Source organism: Larkinella sp., assembly GCF_965227735.1.
Taxonomy (GTDB): domain Bacteria; phylum Bacteroidota; class Bacteroidia; order Cytophagales; family Spirosomataceae; genus Larkinella.
On record NZ_OZ245776.1, the window covers coordinates 3,215,338 to 3,233,463 of the forward strand.

At 51.2% G+C, this 18,126-nt stretch carries 14 protein-coding genes; 13 read left to right on the forward strand and 1 reads right to left on the reverse strand.

The features are described 5' to 3' along the window. Positions 1-25: 25 nt before the first annotated feature. The 7 genes from ACO064_RS12305 (at position 26) to ACO064_RS12335 (ending at position 9,356) form a co-directional block, all read left to right on the forward strand. Positions 26-1,378, forward strand: a complete 1,353-nt coding sequence (locus ACO064_RS12305; protein ID WP_421827649.1) for a sensor histidine kinase — start codon at positions 26-28, stop codon at positions 1,376-1,378. A gap of 63 nt (positions 1,379-1,441) precedes the next feature. Then, positions 1,442-1,816, forward strand: a complete 375-nt coding sequence (locus ACO064_RS12310; protein ID WP_421827650.1) for a response regulator — start codon at positions 1,442-1,444, stop codon at positions 1,814-1,816. Then, complete coding sequence (locus tag ACO064_RS12315; RefSeq protein WP_421827651.1) at positions 1,813-2,859, forward strand: adenylate/guanylate cyclase domain-containing protein; 1,047 nt, start codon at positions 1,813-1,815, stop codon at positions 2,857-2,859. Before ACO064_RS12310 ends, ACO064_RS12315 begins: the two co-directional genes overlap by 4 nt. Positions 2,860-2,998: 139 nt before the next feature. Next, the gene (locus ACO064_RS12320; protein ID WP_421827652.1) at positions 2,999-3,616 is read left to right on the forward strand and encodes a TetR/AcrR family transcriptional regulator; all 618 of its coding nucleotides are present in this window, start codon (positions 2,999-3,001) and stop codon (positions 3,614-3,616) included. Between the two features lie 69 nt (positions 3,617-3,685). Beyond that, positions 3,686-5,044 carry a TolC family protein gene (locus ACO064_RS12325; RefSeq protein ID WP_421827653.1) on the forward strand — a complete coding sequence of 453 codons (1,359 nt, stop codon included), beginning with the start codon at positions 3,686-3,688 and terminating at the stop codon, positions 5,042-5,044. A gap of 67 nt (positions 5,045-5,111) precedes the next feature. Next, positions 5,112-6,173 carry an efflux RND transporter periplasmic adaptor subunit gene (locus ACO064_RS12330; RefSeq protein WP_421827654.1) on the forward strand — a complete coding sequence of 354 codons (1,062 nt, stop codon included), beginning with the start codon at positions 5,112-5,114 and terminating at the stop codon, positions 6,171-6,173. A gap of 108 nt (positions 6,174-6,281) precedes the next feature. Further along, positions 6,282-9,356, forward strand: coding sequence for an efflux RND transporter permease subunit (locus ACO064_RS12335; protein ID WP_421827655.1), 3,075 nt, complete (start codon positions 6,282-6,284; stop codon positions 9,354-9,356). A 404-nt stretch (positions 9,357-9,760) separates the two neighbouring features. Here ACO064_RS12335 and ACO064_RS12340 read toward each other — a convergent pair whose 3' ends face one another. After that, complete coding sequence (locus ACO064_RS12340; RefSeq protein WP_421827656.1) at positions 9,761-10,369, reverse strand: Crp/Fnr family transcriptional regulator; 609 nt, start codon at positions 10,367-10,369, stop codon at positions 9,761-9,763. Positions 10,370-10,602: 233 nt separating this feature from the next. Here ACO064_RS12340 and ACO064_RS12345 point away from each other — a divergent pair, with 233 nt between their 5' ends. The 6 genes from ACO064_RS12345 (at position 10,603) to ACO064_RS12370 (ending at position 18,105) form a co-directional block, all read left to right on the forward strand. Beyond that, positions 10,603-11,013 carry a DUF2141 domain-containing protein gene (locus tag ACO064_RS12345; RefSeq protein WP_421827657.1) on the forward strand — a complete coding sequence of 137 codons (411 nt, stop codon included), beginning with the start codon at positions 10,603-10,605 and terminating at the stop codon, positions 11,011-11,013. A 58-nt stretch (positions 11,014-11,071) separates the two neighbouring features. After that, positions 11,072-12,544: an IMP dehydrogenase gene (gene guaB, locus ACO064_RS12350; protein ID WP_114409957.1), complete on the forward strand. Its 1,473-nt coding sequence runs from the start codon at positions 11,072-11,074 to the stop codon at positions 12,542-12,544. 96 nt (positions 12,545-12,640) lie between these two features. After that, on the forward strand, positions 12,641-12,976 hold the full coding sequence (locus ACO064_RS12355) for a hypothetical protein (RefSeq protein ID WP_421827658.1): 336 nt from the start codon (positions 12,641-12,643) through the stop codon (positions 12,974-12,976). A gap of 260 nt (positions 12,977-13,236) precedes the next feature. Further along, complete coding sequence (gene secA / locus ACO064_RS12360) at positions 13,237-16,611, forward strand: preprotein translocase subunit SecA (protein WP_421827659.1); 3,375 nt, start codon at positions 13,237-13,239, stop codon at positions 16,609-16,611. Positions 16,612-16,713: 102 nt separating this feature from the next. Further along, a complete protein-coding gene (locus ACO064_RS12365) occupies positions 16,714-16,968 on the forward strand; it encodes a hypothetical protein (protein ID WP_421827660.1) in 255 nt (84 codons plus the stop codon). 192 nt (positions 16,969-17,160) lie between these two features. After that, entirely contained in the window at positions 17,161-18,105 is a 945-nt protein-coding gene (locus ACO064_RS12370; protein WP_421831016.1) for a 3-oxoacyl-ACP synthase III family protein, read from the forward strand. Positions 18,106-18,126: the final 21 nt, after the last annotated feature.

Sequence of the window (18,126 nt, forward strand, 5' to 3'; positions counted from 1 at the left end):
TTTGCCCCACTGCTGCCCGATTTCTATGGAAATAGCTTCTTTTCTGATTGTCTTTTTTATGGTGCGGTACATCCGGACTTCACTCCAGACAGCCGTGCGGTTTCCGGAGTGGGAAAGAATCCTGGTGATCGTCCAATACGCGGCATCCGGTTTGTTGGCGGCCGATGTCTTTCTCGATTCCAGCATTACCAAATGGCTCTGGCATGTGATGTTGCTCGGCATGGTTGGAGCGGCTTATCTCCTGAAAGATTTCCGGCCGGTTCGCAACGTCTGGCTGGCGGTTGGCCCCTACATCCTGGTTTCGCTGTTCAAAGACATTGCAAAATTAATCGATTCGGATTTTTACGAATCCATTAGTACGGTTGTCGAGATCGCCGAGGTCTTTACGCTGGTGTGGCTAATTGCGACCTGGGTCAGTACGCAACGGCAGCAGAAAGCCCTCGAAAAAGAACGTCTGAAACGACTCCAGGAAGAAGAACAAAGTCGGATTATTGCCGGTCAGAACGTGATGCTCGAACAGCTTGTGGCAGAACGGACGGCCGAACTGACCCGCCAGAAAGAAGAACTCGAACAAACCCTGACCGAACTGAAAGCCACGCAGGATCAACTGATTCAGCGCGAAAAAATGGCCTCGCTGGGGGAACTGACCGCCGGCATCGCCCACGAAATTCAGAACCCGCTCAACTTCGTCAACAACTTTTCGGAAGTGTCGGTGGAGTTGATCGAAGAGTTGAAGGAAGAACGCAGACGGGAAGACCGGGACATCGAACTGGAAGAAGAACTGCTGACCGACCTGACGCAAAACCTGCAAAAAATTACGCACCACGGCAAACGGGCCGACTCGATTGTGAAGGGGATGCTGCAACACTCGCGCACCAGCACACCCCAGCGGGAACCCACCGACCTCAACAACCTGGCCGACGAATACCTGCGGCTGGCATACCACGGTTTGCGGGCCAGCGACAAGTCCTTCAATGCCACGCTGATCATGGATTTCGACGAGCACCTGGGCAAGGTTTCCGTGGTGCCGCAGGATATGGGCCGGGTGCTGCTCAATCTGTTTACGAATGCCTTTTATGCCACGGAACAAAAACGAAAAACCGGTCTGGCGGGCTATCAGCCCACGGTGCAGGTCAGCACGAAACGCCTGTCCGATGAGCAGATCGAAATCCGGGTGCGCGACAATGGCTGCGGGATTCCGAAAACCGTTCTGACTAAAATTTACCAGCCGTTTTTTACAACCAAACCCACGGGTCAGGGAACCGGTCTGGGCCTGTCGCTGAGCTACGACATCGTTACCAAAGGCCACGGCGGAGAACTGACCGTCGAAACCGAAGAAGGTGAGTTTACGGAGTTCATCATTCAGTTACCGACATAAAGGCCGAGTTTGCGTACCTTTGAGAATAAACCCTTTTTATTTTTTTTACTAAATACGCCTGAGATGAAAGTACTGGTGGTAGATGACGAAACGGACGTACAGATACTTTTTGAACAACGCTTTCGGCGCGAGATCCGCGCGGGTGAACTCCTGTTCGCTTTTGCCCATTCGGGCGAGAAAGCCCTCGCTTACCTGAACGAACATCCTTCTGAATATGTACTGATTTTGTCGGACATCAACATGCCCGGCATGAGCGGTCTGGAATTGCTGCGCCTGATTAAAACCACGTATCCGGCCCCTCCGCCCGTTGTGATGATGATCACGGCGTATGGCGATAGTGAAAGCCACGACCAGGCGATGCAGCTCGGAGCCGATGCGTTTCTGACCAAACCGCTTGACTTTAACAACCTGAAAGAAAAACTCAAAAGCGCCCTATGAAGTCTAAAATTCTGGTCGTGGATGACGAAACCGATCTGGAACTGCTGATCCGGCAAAAGTTTCGCCGGCAAATCCGCGAACTGCAATATGAGTTTGTTTTTGCTTTCAATGGCGTTGATGCGCTGGTCAAACTCCAGCAGCATCCCGACATTGATGTCGTGTTGAGTGATATCAATATGCCCGAGATGGATGGTCTGACGCTGCTGGAAAAACTCGGCGAGGTCAGCCCGTTGACCAAAACCGTGATCGTCTCGGCGTATAGCGACATGGCCAACATCCGGACGGCCATGAACCGGGGCGCGTTCGATTTTATCTGTAAACCGGTCAATTTTGAAGACCTGGACGTGACGATGCAAAAAACCATCCGGCACGTAGCGCAACTACGGGATACGCTGAAAGCCATCAAGGAAAACAACATTCTGCGGATGTACGTCGATGAATCGGTGCTCAACTTCATGGACCGCCGGGAGTTTGAATCGTCGCTGATGGTAAATGAAACGGTTCAGGCGACGGCGGTTTTTATCGACATCTGCGGGTTTACGGCCATCACGGAGCGCGAAAGTGCCGATACCGTTGTGAAGCTGATCAATCTGTATTTCGACGTGATGGTGAAGGAAATCATCGCCCAGGGCGGTTTTGTCGATAAATTTATGGGCGACGCCATCATGGCGGTTTTCCGGGGCGACTACCACCTCGACCGGGCCATCGAAGCCGCACTGGCCGTCCGGAACCACATCGAATCGATGGAGGAAACGCTTCCCGACGAACCCATTTATACGCCCAAAGTGGCCATCGGCATCAATACGGGTGAAGTGATTTCGGGCAACATCGGCTCCGCCACGCTCCGGCGGCTCGATTACACCGTCATTGGCGATGTGGTCAATACTGCCCAAAGGCTCCAGTCGTATGCCCAGGAAGGGCAAATCATCATCAGCGATGCCGCCTACCAGTTGGTCAAAAATTCCTTTCGCTGTGAGCCGCTGGGCGAAGTTTTGCTAAAAAATAAAGCGAATCCGGTGGCGGTTTATGCGGTGATCGAATAACTGCGAATTTTATTCACGTCGATTTTGAACCGGTTGGCACCCGGATTCTAACCCTTCATCCCCTTTTTTTTCCTCTTCGATTAAACAGCACTTGTTTACTAAACGCTGTTCAGTACATTTGTAACGTTAATTAACAACTATGGGAATTGTTGAGCGGAAAGAGCGCGAGAAAGAGGAAATGCGGAAACTGATTCTGGAAGCAGCCCAAAAGCTGTTTTTAGAAACCGGTTTCGAAAAGGTAAGCATTCGGAACATTGCGGATGCCATTGAATACAGTCCGGCGACGATTTATCTGTATTTCAAGGATAAAAATGACCTGCTGTATGCCATTCATAACATCGGTTTTCAAAAAATGATCGAAGAATTTCAGCCAGCACTTCGTCTGGCCGATCCCTTTGATCGGCTGGTTGAAATGGGTCGCCGGTATTTTCGGTTTGCGTTCGAAAATCCGGAGTTTTTTGACCTGATGTTTATTATGACAGCTCCAATTGAAGCGATGGCCTGCCGCGACGATATTTGGGATGAAGGAAAAATTGCCTTTGGGCTGGTCGTGAAATGCGTTCAGGATTGCATCGATACGGGTGTATTTAAAACCCGTGATGCTGAAGTTGCCTCCATGATGATCTGGAGCATGGTGCACGGTAATACGGCACTTTTCCTGAGGAAACGCCTGGAAATGTTTGAGGAAGACCGGCGGAAAGAAATAATGGAAGAAGCCTTTAACCTCTTTGTCGAAACGATCCGGAAGGGACTATAAAAAAATTTGCCACTCTGGTGAACAGTGTTAATTATATAATATATGGTCAAAAAAATACGAATCGGCTACTTGCTGACTCTCATTCTGACAACCACTTCGCTGCTCAGTTCTGCCCAGACGGCAGAAATCCCTTCGGCCATTCTGAACGCTTACATTCAGGAAGGTTTACAAAGCAACCTCGCGCTGAAACAGGAATCCCTGGAAATCAGCCGCGTAACGGAATCGATTAACCAGGCAAAAGCCCTCTTTTATCCCCGGCTGACGTTCAACCCGACCTATTCGCTGGCGGCTGGCGGTCGGCGGCTGCAGTTTCCGGTCGGCGATTTGCTCAACCCGGTGTATGCTACGCTCAATCAGCTCGCCGGTTCCGACCGCTTTCCCACCAACATCCCGAATGTCAACGAACTGCTGGCGCCCAACAATTTCCACGACACCAAACTCAGCGTTCAGTACGCGGTTTTCAACACCGACATTCAGTATAACTACCTGATTCAAAAAGATTTACTATCCGCCCAGGAAGCCCGCAAGCGCGTGGTCGAAAACGAGTTGCGGTATACCATCGCCACGGCCTATTACCAGTATTTACAAACACTCGACGCGTTCCGGATCTACGACAACAACCGGGCGGTGTTGCGTGAACTGGGAAGACTGAACGAAAAACTGGTCGCCAACAATGTGGCCACCAAAGACGTTGTGACCTCGACACGCTACGAAATCAGCAAGATTGATCAGCAACTGGCCGTTGCCGACAAAAACCGCCAGAGCGCCAAAGCATATTTCAATTTTCTGCTCAACCGCGACCTGACCGCCGACATTCAGGTCGATTCGCTGCTGACCAGAACCTTGCCCCCGGCTCCTCCCGCGCTGGGTGAGTTGCAGCAAACCGCCCTGCAAAGCCGCCAGGAATTGAAGCAACTCGGTGGCTCGCTCCGGGCTTCGCAAAATGCCATTAAAATGAACGAAGCTTCCCTCAAATTACCCAATGTGTACGTTGGTGGAAATGCTGGTTTTCAGGGATTTGGCTACACCTTTAGTAACCAGGCCTATGTGGTGGGGCAGGTGGGTTTGTCCTGGGATTTGTTCAAGGGCTACGAAAAACGTTCGAAAGTACAGCAGGCCAAAATCCAGACGGAGCTCGTGCAAACGAAGATGACGGAAGTTGAAAAACAGATTCAGTTGCAGGTCTTGCAGGCCTATTATGAACTGGATGCGGCCAACGAAAGCCTGAATGCCACCCAAACCGGCCTTGCCAATGCCGAACAGACCTTCCGGCTTGTCGACAGCAAATACCGCAACGGGCAGGCGCTGCTGGTGGAATACCTGCGGTTCCAGAACGACCGGTTAACGGCTCAGATTCAGCAGGTTCTGACGCGCTATGATGTCTTGTTAAAACGGGCCGCGCTGGATCGGGTAACGGCCATTCAATAACACCCGCTTTAACTTCCCATTCGCCATTTACACGATTACTGCACCGATTATAAACTTACTTATTCCAATGAAAGTCATTCAGTATTTTCTAATCATGCTTCTGGCGGGTGGGCTGTTGGCCTGCGGCACCAAAGCCGAAGAAAGCCGGGAAAAGAAACCGACGACACAAACCGACGATATGGCTATACCGGTCAAACTGACCAAAGTCGAGTCGGTGATTCGTTCCGAGCCGGTGGTGGCATCGGGGCTGGTTTCGTCGTCGGAAGAAGCTAAACTGTCGTTTAAAATTGGCGGTATTATTCAAAAAATGTACGTCGATGAAGGCCAGCCTGTTCGGAAAGGGCAACTGCTGGCGACGCTCAACCTAACGGAAATCAACGCCCAGGTGAGCCAGGCGCAGTTTTCGAACGAAAAAGCCGAACGCGACCTCAACCGCGTCAAAGCCTTGTATGCCGACACAGCCGCCACCCTCGAACAATTGCAGAATGCCACGACGGGCCACGAAGTTGCCAAACAGAACCTGACCATCGCGCAGTTCAACCAGAATTACGCCCAGATCCGGTCGACGGTGGATGGCACAGTGACGCGCAAACTGATGAACGAAGGCGAATTTGCCCCGGCGGGTGGGGCGGTTTTCATGATCTCGTCGACCCGGAAAAACGACTGGATCGTGCGGGTGGGCGTGGCCGACAAGGACTGGGCGCGGCTGAAAGTGGGCAATCGTGCCACCATCACGCTGGAAGCCTATCCCGACCAGACGTTTGTGGGTACCGTGAGCGAAATGGCCCAGGCCGCCGATCCACAGAACAAGCTCTACGATGTAGAAATCCGCATCAACCCCGGCGCGGTCAAGTTTGCACCCGGTTTGTTCGCCAAAGTGAGCCTGCAACCCGCCCAGAGCCGCAGTTACGCGCTGGTCCCGATTGAAGCCATCGTGGAAGGCAACGGCAAAGACGGTTTCGTTTTCGTCTTGTCTGATGATCAGAAGCACGTCCGCAAAATACCGGTGCAGATCGGCTTCATCGACAACGACAAAGTTTTGTTAACGAACGGCTTATCGGGAATATCAAATGTGGTAACGGCCGGTTCAGCCTATCTCACCGAAACTTCAACCGTCGTTCTCCAATAACCCCTCTGATCAACTCTGATTTCCTCTGATCAACTCTGTGTAACAGCAAAATTATTACACAGAGTTGATCAGAGATCATCGGAGGTTATCGGAGAAAACACTTCCACTATGAACTTATCCGAATTTTCCGTCAAAAACTGGCAGTTCATGCTGGTGCTGTTCATCGCCGTGGTGGCGCTGGGCGTCAACTCGCTGTTCAACATGCCACGGGGCGAAGACCCCGAATTTACGGCTCCCTCGTTTGCCGTGGTGATCGTGTATCCCGGCACCGACGCGCAGGATATGGAAGAACTGGTGGTCGATCCGGCCGAAGCGCGTTTTAACTCCCTGGACGACATCAGCCACGTTATCACCACCATCGACGACGGTCTGGCGGTTTTGCGGGTGGAGTATGACTACAGCGTCGATCCGGATGAGAAATACCAGGAGATGGTGCGCGAAGTCAATGCGCTCCGGGCGCAACTGCCAACGGACATTTTCAACATCGAAATCCGCAAATTTTCACCAACCGACGTCAGTATCGTTCAGGTGGCTTTGCAGTCGGAAGTGGCTTCCAACAAAGAACTGGGCGACTATGCCGACGCGCTGAAAGAACGGCTGGAAAAAGTCAAAAGTCTGAAAGGCGTCGAAGACTGGGGGTATCCGGCCAGCACCGTCCGCATTTCGCTGAATATCGAGCGGATGGCGCAGGAAGGCATTGCGGTGAATCGGCTGATTGGCGCGTTGCAGGCCGAAAACCTGAACATTCCGGGCGGCAGCCTTCAGGCCGGTACACGAAAATTCAATGTCAAAACCAGCGGGGATTACCAGTCGCTGGACGAAATCAAAAATACCGTGGTTTCGACCAACGGACAGAAAATCATTTACCTCCGCGACATTGCCGACGTCGATTTCAATTACGAAGACGAAACCCACATCACCCGCCTGAACGGACACCGGGCGGTTTTGGTCACAGCCGGTCAGAAGCTCGGCGAAAACATCGCGAAAGTGGGCGAACAATTGAACCCGGTCATCGAGGATTTCGCGAAAACCCTGCCGACCCACATCAAGCTCGTCAAAAACTTCGATCAGGCTGCCAGCGTTAACGCCCGGCTGAGCCGGTTTGCCAAAGATTTCGGCATCGCCATTTTGCTGGTTGCCCTGACGCTGCTACCGCTCGGCATCCGGGCAGCCATCGTCGTCATGATTTCGATTCCGCTTTCATTGTCCATCGGCCTTTCGCTGCTGAACATGTTCGGCTTCAGCATCAACCAGTTAAGCATTGTCGGATTGATCGTCGCGCTGGGTATTCTGGTCGATGATTCGATTGTGGTGGTCGAGAACATCGAGCGGTATCTGCGCGACGGTTTTTCCCGGCGGGAAGCCGCGATCAAGGCAACCAAACAGATTACGCTGGCCGTCATTGGCTGTACGGTTACGTTGATCTTGGCTTTTCTGCCACTCATGTTTTTGCCCGAAGCATCCGGCGATTTCATCCGTTCGCTGCCCACTGCTGTGGTCACCACCATTCTGGCATCATTGCTGGTTTCGCTGACCATTGTCCCGTTTCTCTCCAGCCGAATCCTGAAAGAAGAGCACAATCCGGAAGGTAATATTTTCATGCGGGCCTTGAAAAAACTCATCAGTGGCTCATACAGTCGCCTGTTGCACAGGGCCTTGCGTCATCCGGTTATCACGCTGCTGGGCGCACTGGCGATTTTTGGTGGTGCTTTGTCGCTGGTTCCGAAAGTCGGTTTTGCGCTTTTTCCGGCGTCCGAAAAACCGCAGTTTCTGATCAACATCGAAACGCCCGAAGGCACCAGTTTGCAGGAAACCAACCGCGTGGCCCGCTACGTCGAGAGTCAGTTGGGTAACGAACCGGAGGTCAAGTATTTTACGACCAACGTCGGCAAGGGCAACCCGCGGATTTACTACAACATCATTCAACGGAACGAGGCTACCAATTTCTCCCAGTTTTTTGTTCAACTGCACGATATGCCGCCAGTTCAAAAACGCCGACTGATCGACAAGCTGCGGGAGAAATTCAAGTTCTATGCCAATGCCAAAATTGAGGTCAAGGATTTTGAGCAGGGTCCCGACCAGGAAGCGCCGGTGGCCATCCGGGTGTTTGGCGAAAACCTGGACACGCTCCGAACCGTGGCCGCCGATGTGGAGAAAGTGCTGAAAACCACGCCCGGTTTAATTTACATCAACAATCCGCTGGCGACCCGTAAAACCGACCTGCGCGTCAAAATCAACAAGGAAAAAGCCGGGATGCTCGGCATGTCGGTGGCCGACATTAACCGCACCATCCGGCTGGCCATTGCGGGCTTGAATGTGGGTGTGTTCAAAGACGAAGCGGGCGACGATTTCCTGATCAACGTCACGTTGCCCAAAGGAAAGGTAGCAGACGTACGCGTACTTAATAACCTCTATGTGAATACACTAACGGGTGGATCTGTCCCCCTGCGCCAGATTGCCGACCTGCAATTCGAGACCTCGACCAACCAGATCCGGCACTACGACAAGGACCGCTACGTTACGGTTACCGGTTTTGTCAAAAGTGGTTATCTGGTCGATAATGTCTACAACGAAGTCATTAAGAAACTGGATGCCCTGAAGTTTCCCAGCGATTTTCGCTACAAAGCGGCTGGGGAGCTGGAAAGCCGGGAAAAATCGTTCGGCGGTTTGGGAACGATCATTCTGATTACGGTTTTCGGTTTTCTGGCGGTCTTGATTCTGGAATTTGGCACCTTCAAAAGTACGCTGATCGTGTTGTCGGTCATTCCGCTGGGCATCATTGGGGCCATTGCGGCCCTGTTGCTGTCGGGCAATCCGTTCTCATTCGTGGCCGTCATCGGTCTGATTGCGCTGATCGGTATCGAGGTCAAAAACTCCATTCTGCTGGTCGATTTCACCAACCAACTCCGGGAGCAGGGAATGCCGCTGATCGAAGCCATCGAGCAGGCGGGTGAAATTCGCTTCGTACCCATCGTTCTGACCTCGCTCACGGCCATCGGTGGTCTGATTCCGCTGGCCATCGAGGGGAACCCGCTTTATTCGCCCCTGGCATTGGTATTGATTGGCGGGTTAATTAGCTCAACCCTTCTCTCGCGGATTGTGACACCGGTATTGTATAAATTGCTACCGCCCCGGGTTGATATAAAAGCACCCGCGGTTGCAGAAGAAGCAGAATTAATTTAATAATTAACCAAACAGAATAAGAAGTAACATTCCTATTTTAATCTATCGAAAATCTAAAAATGGTAAACGATAAGTTACCGTTTTTAGATTTTCGCTTTTAAAAGTGTAATTTTAAATTCTTTTTGAAAGAATTCTTTGCAAGAATTATGAAAATATTTTTGCGGCTTTATTGCAGTTCACGGAATATTTACTAATCTTTGTCATAATCAATAGGGCTTATCATAAAAATAAAGACTATCACCAGTAGCGATAGTCTTTATGGCCTTTGTAGTTATTACTTAAAACACCTTGATTAAAAAAAATGAGGCTGTCATATTTTATTTAATCCAAGCGAAGCAAATATACGGTTCAGCTATTGATTTATAGTTGCTAAAAAGCAATTTATTCGCCAAAAAACTTTTTTCCTAGCACTCTTTATTCAACAATCCGGTCTTTATTTTCTGTCCCCTCACTCTGCTTAGGGTAAACCGGGACAGACCCAGATATGAAGCAATATGCTTCAGGGGCATCTTGGCGCAGATTGTGGGGTACTGCTCACAGAATTGATAATAGCGTTCTTCAGCGTTGAGCATCCTCAGAGACCGGATTCGCTCGTCAAAAATAACAAGATATTTCTCGCAAATAATTCTTCCGATCACATTCGTAACCGGGTATTTATAATACAACCGCTGTAAATCGGGATAGGACAAAAAAACAAGTTCTGAATCTTCCATCAACTCGATTGTTTCTGAGGACGGAATTTGGTTTAAAAAGCTCGGGATCGATAACACCATATCGCCCTCAGCCGCAAGCCCGGATGTTACTTCTTTTCCATCTAAGTAATAATAGCTACGCGCAAGTCCTTTTCCAATGTAAAATAACTTGTCGGCCGTTTTTCCGATCGATAGAAGATGAGTTCCTTTGGGAAATTTTTTTACCAATAGATATTGGCGGATAAACCGTATTATTTCTTCATTTATCGGATAGGCTTCCAGTAAAGACGCAATAAATCGGTCGTAGAGTTCTTCTTTCATGGAGCCAGGGAATAATAGTAAAAAAGTTACTCGTCGCAGAAGTAGACGTAAGTACGGGAATGAAGTCACACGTTTCATAAGAAAAAATGGCTCATATTCTATATTTATTGAGTATTCGGTCATATAAATATTCAGTTGAAATTAAACGGTAACAATTCTCTGCCTCTTTTTCAGCAAGACGCGAAACAAGGATCTAGAATTTGCGTTAACTAGACAATCAAATTACCCACTGCATGTTCCTTTTTTTTGCACTCCGGTTCCTGGTATTTCATTCTTTTTCAGCGGAAACGAAACTGGTGGTTGATGTTCAGAATATCAGACACCCTACCGGACAAATCCGGGTTGGCCTATACAAGCCCTGCACCGACTTTCCGACCGGCTGCAAACCCCTTGTTAGTCATCAGGTTGACGTAACCGGAAACACCGCCCGCATCACGTTTAACGTGAAACCCGGCGACTATGCCGTTGCCCTTTTCCACGACGTAAACGGCAACGGCCAGTTGGATAAAAAGATGTTTGGCATTCCGAAAGAGCCCTATGGATTCAGCAACAATTTCCGTCCAAGCCTGTCAGGACCTGCATTTGACGACTGTCGGGTCCGTGTCGAGGAGTCGGAAAAAAAGATTTCAATAAAATTAATCTGAGTTCGAAAGTTTTTTTTAGTAACTTTACCCGGCAAATAACCTATCGTGTTTATTTGCTATGAGCTTAGACTCCTCGAAATTTCTCTACGAAGCGCTTACTTACGACGACGTTCTTCTTTTGCCTGCTTTTTCGGAGGTTCTCCCCCGCGATACACAGACAACTACCCAACTTACCCGCAACATCCGGCTGAACATTCCGCTCATTTCGGCGGCCATGGACACCGTTACGGAATCCGATCTCGCCATTGCGATGGCGCAGGAAGGCGGTATCGGGATCATCCACAAAAACATGAGCATCGAGCTACAGGCGGAGCAGGTTCGGAAAGTAAAACGCTCGGAAAGTGGCATGATTATCGACCCGATCACGCTCATGGAAGGCGCCACGCTCGCCGATGCGCACCAGATTATGCGTGAATTCAAAATCGGTGGCATTCCCGTCGTCGATGCGTCCAATAAACTCATCGGGATTCTGACCAACCGCGATCTTCGCTTCCAGACGGAACTCTCGAAACCCGTTACGGATATCATGACCCGGGAAAATCTGATTACGGCCCGGGAAAAAATCACGCTCGAAGAAGCCGAAAGCATTCTGCAACAGTATAAGATTGAGAAACTGCCGATCATCGACGATCAAAATCACCTCGTCGGCCTGATTACCTACAAGGATATTCTGAAAAAGAAAAGTCACCCCAATGCCTGCAAGGACGAGCTGGGCCGGTTGCGCGTGGGGGCCGCCGTGGGCGTTACGCACGACCTGATCAAGCGCATCGAGGCCCTGGTGAAAGCCGGGGTGGATGTCATCAGCGTCGATACGGCGCACGGTCATTCGCAGGGCGTTATCGACGCCGTCCGGGGCATCAAAGAACGGTTTCCGAAACTGGAAGTGATTGCGGGCAACGTGGCTACGGGCGCGGGTGCCAAAGCACTGGCCGATGCCGGTGCCGATGCCGTTAAGGTGGGCGTTGGGCCGGGAAGTATCTGCACGACCCGGATCATTGCCGGTATCGGGATGCCGCAGTTGACGGCGGTTTACGAATCGGCGAAAGCGTTGAAAGGCACCGGTGTTCCGGTGATTGCCGACGGCGGTATTCGCTTTTCGGGTGATATTACGAAAGCCATCGCGGGTGGTGCCTACACCGTCATGGTGGGTTCGCTGCTGGCCGGAACCGAAGAAGCGCCGGGCGAAGTGGTGCTGTACGAAGGACGCCGGTTTAAAACCTACCGCGGCATGGGCTCCGTCGAAGCCATGGAAGAAGGGTCGAAAGACCGGTATTTTCAGGATGCCGAAGACGATATCAAGAAGCTCGTGCCGGAAGGTATCGTGGGGCGGGTTCCCATCAAAGGCCGGGTAGCCGAAATCATCTACCAACTGGTGGGTGGTTTGAAAGCCGGTATGGGCTACTGCGGAGCGAAAGACATCGAAACGCTGCAAGACGCCAAGTTCGTCAAAATCACGTCGGCCGGGGTTCGCGAAAGCCACCCGCACGACATTCAGATTCAGAAAGAAGCACCGAATTATTCATCCCGGTAAGCATGGCCCCTACAGACTCGTGTCTGTAGGGGTCTTTTTTTGAAATACTACCCCGCAGTTTTTCAAGGCAGACAATAAAAACCGGGTTCGCCCGTTATGAGAAAACAATCCCAGACGATCTACGAAGTCACAATTCTGTATATTGGCTCCCTCAATGCGCTCCGCCAGCGCGATCCTTTCATCGTTTTCTTCTCGAATCTTAAAAAAGCCGTTGAAACCATCATTGGTCAATTAGCCTTGAATGGCTGGCCGATCAAGGTGAATTATACCGCCGTTTACCGCAGTTTGAAGCAACGCGGCAGTTATCAGTGTGATTTCGACGTGGCCGGTGCCAAAGTATTCCGCATCCGCATCGTCCCCCAAACGCTGAATCCGGTGCTGACCACCATGGGTATTGACGAAAAACCGGCGGAACCAACGCGAAAAAAGTAGTGCCGATCACGGCTGCGAGCTCATACGCGGGGAATACGAAGGAAAATCTGACGCTAATTTAGTGGGTTACGGGTCGGCTTCCGTTCCAGACAAAAAACCGTCTATGGTGCCATTAAGCTACTTTATACCCCAATAGAGTCGCTTTTCCGAAAACTCCCGGTTCACCGCAATGAAACTGATTCAGAAATTGTTACTATTCTATGGCGCAAACCCCTAATTTTGCGTTACGTATTGAAACATTCGTTTAATAGACATTTAGAATGATTAACCTCATAACCAAGAGCATTACGAAACTCTTCGGTACCAAGTCGGATCGGGACATGCGCGACCTGCTCCCGTATGTCGACAAGGTGAACGCCGAGTTTCAGAAATTACAGTCTTTATCCAACGACGAACTCAGGAATGTGACCACTGAGCTGAAGCAGATCATCGCGCAGCGGTTACAGCCTATCGATACCCAGCTAGCCGATCTTCATCAGCAGGTTACAGACCAGCCCGACATGGACGTGGATGCGAAGCAACGCATCTTCAACCAGGTCGACAAGCTGGAAACCGACCGGAACAAGGAACTGGAAGTGGTGCTGCTCGATATTCTTCCCCAGGCGTTTGCGGTCGTGAAAGAAACCGCCAAACGATTGAAAGAGAATGAACAACTGGAAGTAACGGCCACGGAGTTCGACCGCGAATTTGCTACCCGCAAAAAACACATTACCATTCAGGGCGACAAAGCCTACTGGGCCAATAGCTGGGATGCCGCCGGAACGCTCGTAAAGTGGGATATGGTTCACTACGATGTGCAGATCATCGGGGGGACGGTTTTGCACCAGGGCAAAATTTCGGAAATGGCCACCGGGGAAGGAAAAACGCTGGTCGCTACCTTCCCGGCTTATCTGAACGCCCTGGCCGGACGCGGGGTCCACATTGTAACGGTCAACGATTATCTGGCCAAACGCGACTCCGAGTGGATGGCGCCTTTGTTCGAATTCCACGGCATGCGCGTCGATTGCATCGATAAGCACCAACCCAATTCCTTTTCGCGGAAACAGGCCTATCTGGCCGATATTACCTACGGTACGAACAACGAATTTGGCTTCGATTACCTGCGCGACAACATGGCGCGTGGTACCGACGAGCTGGTTCAGCGGAAACACCACTACGCGATGGTCGATGAGGTCGATTCGGTGTTGATCGATGATGCCCGGACGCCGTTGATTATTTCCGGCCCGGTGCCGCGCGGTGACGAACAGGATTTTGCCGAACTCAAACCGCGCGTGGCCCGTGTGGCCGAGGTGCAGCGGAAACTGGTGCAGGACTTTCTGAACGAAGCGAAGAAGAAAATTGCCGCCGGCGACGAAAAAGAAGGCGGGCTGGCCTTGTTCCGCGCCCACCGGGGTCTGCCCAAATACAAACCGCTGATCAAATACCTCAGCGAAACCGGTATCAAGGCGGTTTTGCAGAAAACCGAGTCGATTTACCTGGCTGAAAACCAGAAATTGATGCCCGAAGCCGACAAACCGTTGTATTTCACGATCGACGAGCGGCACAACAGCATCGATCTGACGGAAAAAGGCATCGACTACATCACCGGTTCCGGCGAAGATCCCAACTTCTTCATCCTGCCCGATTTGTCGATTGACATCAACAACATCGAGAAAAGTACTGAACTGGACGAAAAGGAGAAGATTCTCCACAAAGAAGCCCTGATTCGCGATTATTCGGTCAAAACCCAGCGGATCAATACCGTCAACCAGTTGCTGAAAGCCTACAGCCTGTTCGAAATCAACGTCGATTACGTCATCATGGATGGCAAAATCAAGATTGTCGATGAGCAGACGGGCCGGATCATGGAAGGTCGGCGGTGGTCGGACGGTTTACACCAGGCCGTTGAAGCCAAAGAAGGTGTAAAAGTAGAAGACGCTACCCAGACGTATGCGACGGTTACGCTCCAGAATTACTTCCGGATGTATCACAAGCTGGCCGGGATGACCGGTACGGCCGAAACCGAAGCGTCGGAATTCTGGACGATCTACAAACTGGACGTGGTGGTGATTCCGACGAACCGGAGCATCGTTCGGAAAGATGAAGAAGATAAAGTCTACCGCTCGGTTCGGGAAAAATACAACGCCGTGGTTGACGAGATCGTCGCACTCGTTGAGAAAGGCCGCCCGGTGCTGGTCGGAACGACCTCGGTTGAAAACTCGGAGTTGTTAAGCCGGATGCTGTCGCTGCGCAAAATTGCGCACCAGGTTCTGAACGCCAAGCAACACCAGCGGGAGGCCGAAATTGTAGCCGAAGCCGGAAAACCGGGAACCGTAACGATTGCTACCAACATGGCCGGTCGGGGAACAGACATCAAGCTGACGCCGGAGTCACGTGCGGCAGGCGGTTTAGCGATTGTCGGTACGGAACGGCACGAATCCCGGCGCGTCGACCGCCAGTTGCGCGGTCGGTCGGGTCGTCAGGGCGATCCCGGAACCACGCAGTTTTTCGTGTCGCTGGAAGATAGTTTGATGCGGCTTTTCGGGTCCGACCGGATTGCCAAAGTGATGGACCGCATGGGTCTGGAAGAAGGCGAAGTGATTCAGCACTCGATGATTACGAAGTCCATCGAACGGGCGCAGAAAAAAGTCGAAGAAAACAACTTCGGGATTCGGAAGCGGTTGCTGGAATACGATGACGTGATGAACTACCAACGCGAGGCCATCTACAAACGCCGTCGGAACGCCCTGTTTGGCGACCGGCTGGCGCTGGACATTGCCAACACGATGTATGACGTCTGCGAAGATCTGGCCAACAACACCGAAGGCAACTACGACGAACTGGCCCTGCAAACGCTGACGGCACTCGGTTTTGAGGTCAGCATGAGCCGCGAAGAGTTCAGTCGACTGAAACCGAAGGAACTGGCGCAGAAGTTATACGAAGAAGCCGACAAGCACTACCACGAAAAAAACAACGCCATTCGGCAGAAAGCGCAGCCGGTTCTGCAATCCATTCTGGCCGAGCGGGGTGCCACCATTCAGGACATTGTGGTGCCGTTCTCCGACGGTCTGCGCGAACTGACGGTGGTCAACAACCTCCGCCGAACCGTCGAAACGGAAGGTCGCGAGTTGATCACGGAAATGGAAAAAGCGGTTTCGCTGTCCATCATCGATCAGGAGTGGAAAGAACACCTGCGCGAAATGGACGACCTGAAGCAGTCGGTACAGAACGCGGTTTTTGAACAGAAAGACCCGTTGCTGGTCTATAAATTTGAGTCGGTCGAGTTGTTCAAGCGGTTTTTGAGCAAGGTCAATTTCGACACGATCAGTTTCCTGACGAAAACCGACATTCCGGGTCAGGAAGCCGAAGAGGTGCAGCAGGAAGTTCGGCAGGCGCCCAAAAACCCGCGTCCGGAGCCGCAGCCGGAACTGCACACCAACAAAGAAGATCACGAAGAACCCGTAGCCGGAGGGCCGGAAGAATACGCCCGCAAGATGGCCACGGCAGAGAAACAGGCACCGGTTCGGGCCGTCAAAATTGCCAACCGCAACGAGAAAGTGAGCGTTCAGTACATGGACGGCACCATCAAGCGGGACGTCAAATACAAGGTCGTCGAGAACGACGTGCAAAGCGGCCGGGCGGTTTTGATTGAATAAAAGTTTTCGGTATTCGGTTTACGGTTTTCAGTGGCTGACGCACGCAATCAGAACGCGTCAGCCACCGTAAACTGAAAACCGAATACCGTAAACCTAAAAAATATGTTAGCCCAGCCAAAACCGTATTACGACCGGGGCGGCAAATTTATGTTGTACCGCAATTTTTCCACTTTTCAGGAATACATTCTGGTGGACTCCGAGCAGATTCGGGTGGAAGCCTGGTATAAACCGGAAAACGGCTTCTGGACGTTGCGGCAGGAAACCGGCGCGGTAGATGATTCCCTGACCATTCAGACGCTCGATCTGACCCTCCCACTACGGGACATTTACGAACAAACCGTTGGTTTGCAGAGTTAAGAATACCGCAGATGCCCCCTTTTCAGGTGCAAATTCGTGTAGTTACAATAAACTTTTAAAATATTTTACAAATCCAATAAAGAAAGAAAGATTTTGTAGTATTGTTCCAATTTTCAATACTACGCTTTCCCGGAAATACTTAATTTTCGGTGTGGAATCGCTAAAGTTGATTCCCTTCTTTACTTTCGTATGATGTATATTCATGCAGTTAGCCATTACTTTCCCAGCGAAGTAGTTGGCAACGAACACTTTACCCGGCTCAATGGATTATCGAGCGAGTGGATTACCGAACGTACCGGCATTCGGGAACGTCGCAAAGCGGCACCCGACGAAAATACAAACACGATGGCCCTGGAAGCCGTCCGGCGGCTGTTCGACCAAACGGCGATTGACCCTTCTCAAATAGACCTCATTGTAGGTGCGACTTATACGCCATACGATACCATCGTCACCCTGGCTCACGTTGTCCAGCACAATCTGGGCGTTCCCGATATTCCCGTCATTTCGGTGTCGACGGCCTGCTCCTCGCTGATCAACGCCGTCGAGGTTGTTGAGGGGTATTTTGCAATGAATAAAGCAACATTGGCTGTGGTGGTGGTTTCGGAACACAACACGGCCTACAACAACGAGACGGATACCGTATCGGGGCATTTGTGGGGCGATGGCGCGGCTGCCTTGTTGATCTCGAAAGAACGGATCAGCGACGAAGACATGACGATCCACACCATCATTACGGGCGGAGCAGCCACCAGCGGCAAGGCAACGACCGGCGTGATGCTGAAACCACTCGAGCAGGGCGTTCTGATGCCCCACGGTCGTGACGTCTTCATCAATGCCTGCCTCTATATGCCCAAAGTCAGTTTGCAGGTGCTGGAGAAACACAACCTGACCATCGACAATGTGGATTACCTGATTCCGCACCAGGCCAATCTTCGCATCAGTCTGAATGTCATCAATACCCTGAAACTCCCCGAAGCGAAGCTACTTTCCAACATTCAGAAGCTGGGGAATACCGGCTGTGCGGGTTGCGCCATCGCACTATCCGAAAACCGGGCTCTTTTCAAAAAAGGGCAGAACATTGTGCTGACGGTTTTCGGAGGAGGCTACTCGTTCGGAGCCATGCTGGTGGAAGTGTAATAGATAGAATGAAAAATATTA